At 44.7% G+C, this 1,914-nt stretch carries 3 protein-coding genes; 1 reads left to right on the top strand and 2 read right to left on the bottom strand.

What is annotated here, in order from left to right:
• The first annotated feature begins 108 nt into the window (after positions 1-108).
• Positions 109-456 carry a DUF760 domain-containing protein gene (locus tag G1O98_RS38020; protein ID WP_012411319.1) on the top strand — a complete coding sequence of 116 codons (348 nt, stop codon included), beginning with the start codon at positions 109-111 and terminating at the stop codon, positions 454-456.
• Between the two features lie 29 nt (positions 457-485).
• Here G1O98_RS38020 and G1O98_RS38025 read toward each other — a convergent pair whose 3' ends face one another.
• Together G1O98_RS38025 and G1O98_RS39550 are read right to left on the bottom strand one after the other, a co-directional pair.
• Positions 486-1,694: an HhoA/HhoB/HtrA family serine endopeptidase gene (locus G1O98_RS38025; protein WP_163939597.1), complete on the bottom strand. Its 1,209-nt coding sequence runs from the start codon at positions 1,692-1,694 to the stop codon at positions 486-488.
• A gap of 32 nt (positions 1,695-1,726) precedes the next feature.
• The coding region (locus G1O98_RS39550) for a hypothetical protein (RefSeq protein WP_207794533.1) at positions 1,727-1,914 on the bottom strand (188 nt) is incomplete at its 5' end.

The following is a 1,914-nucleotide window of genomic DNA, read 5'->3' on the forward strand; positions in this document are numbered from 1 at the left end:
CCCCAATCCCCAATCCCCAATCCCCAATGACTTATACCCGTGGTGAATGCGCTAGCCTTGTACTATGGTTTAGAGTAGAGTTAGCAATTAAGCTAAATAAAACTGCCAATGGTGTTTAATCCTGACTTTTTAAATGACAACTCCGAGGAACACCCCAATCAACTTCTTTCCGACCACGCTGAGGAATACCCCAATCAGTTACTCAAATATCTACAACATCAGTCTCCTGATGTTCTAGCGAGGATTGCTCAATCCGCCAGCCCTGAAATTAAACAAATCATCTCGCAAAATGTCCAAGGGCTAGTGGGAATGCTCCCGGCAGAAAATTTCAACGTGCAAATTACAACAGATCGGGATAACTTAGCTGGGCTTCTAGCGTCGGCCATGATGACGGGGTATTTTCTGCGCCAGATGGAACAAAGAATGCAGTTAGAGCATTTGTCTAATGGTCAATAGTCAATAGTCAAACATTCTGGGACTATTGACTACTTCCTTTCAGGATAAGCTCCTGATTGTACTTTGAAGGTTTGAATTTTCCCGCTACGATTGACCTCGATAGCTATTATGTCCCCAACTTTGCTGGACTCTACCAGCTTTTGAACTTGGGCCGAGGTTTTGACTGGTTTACCATTAACTTTTTGAATCACGTCTCCAGGAAGCAATCCTCCGCGCTTGGCTGGGGAATCGCCTGTAACTCCTTTAATTACAATCCCAACATCCTGCTGAATGTTCAGTTGATTCTCTTGATTAATCTGCTGTTTTTTGATGGGAGAAAGGTCTGCCATTTCAACACCCAAAAAGGGATGTTCTACACGCCCTTTGGTAAAAAGTTCATTGGCAATGCGGGCGGCGGTTTCAATGGGGATCGCAAAACCGAGTCCTTGAGCATCAGCGCGGATGGCAGTATTAACACCAATCACTTCGCCTTGAGCGTTTAATAAGGGACCACCGGAATTACCAGGGTTAATTGCGGCATCAGTTTGGATAAAGCTGACTCGCTTATCTGGTACACCAACTTGAGTGCTGGTGCGATCGGTAGCGCTGATAATGCCGATAGTGACAGTATTATCTAAACCCAGAGGGTTGCCAATTGCGATCGCCCACTGTCCTGGTATTAAGTTTTGCGAATTGCCCAGTTTTACAGTTGGTAAATGATTCGCTTTTATTTTCACCACTGCCACATCTGTCACAGAATCAACTCCTACCACCTTCCCCTCTAAACTTCGACCATCCTTGAGAGTGACTTGTACTGTGTCTGTATCTGCTACTACATGAGCGTTAGTGAGTAATTCCCCATCCTCGCTCAAAATAAATCCCGATCCTGTACCGCGCTCAATCCGTTCTTCAGGCATTGGTTGCTCATCCTCTCCAAAAAATCGCCGTAAGAGTGGATTTTTTAAGGCATCAGAGATGGGATTAGCAACTTTGCGAGTGGCATTAATTCGCACTACAGCCGGGCCAACTTTTTGCACTGCCGTCGCAATAAAATTTACATTATCGCCTCCAGTAGCCCCAATTACTCCGCTAGGAGAATTTGGCACTACAGATTCTGGAGGCGAAGCCATTGTCACATTTCTTAACTGTTGGAATGAGGAATTTTGTAGCAGGAGATAGCGACTGCCAAGCAAACCTGCACCACAGCCAAATACCAGTAAGAACAAATAAACACCTAGTTGCTTTAAAGATAACTTCATAACAATTCTGCTTAAGGACAACAATGCAGTTGCTAATTTCTAAGTGTAGTCAAGCTAACGGCAAGTGGACAGATCAATTTACGAGGAATTAAGCATTGGGCATTGGGAATTGCGAATTGGGAATGGGAAAGAGGACTTGGGGACAAGGAGAATTGGGGATAAGGGGAAAGACTTGTTGTAAGTTCTAAACTTTTGTCACCTTGTCCCCTTGTCCCCCTGC

Source organism: Nostoc sp. UIC 10630 (genome assembly GCF_010747425.1).
Classification (GTDB): Bacteria; Cyanobacteriota; Cyanobacteriia; order Cyanobacteriales; family Nostocaceae; genus Nostoc.

Excerpts from the sequence above, each read along its gene's own strand:
- G1O98_RS38020 (WP_012411319.1), top strand. The coding sequence starts at position 109 with ATGGTGTTTAATCCTGACTTTTTAAATGACAACTCCGAGGAACACCCC.
- G1O98_RS38025 (WP_163939597.1), bottom strand. The coding sequence starts at position 1,694 with ATGAAGTTATCTTTAAAGCAACTAGGTGTTTATTTGTTCTTACTGGTA.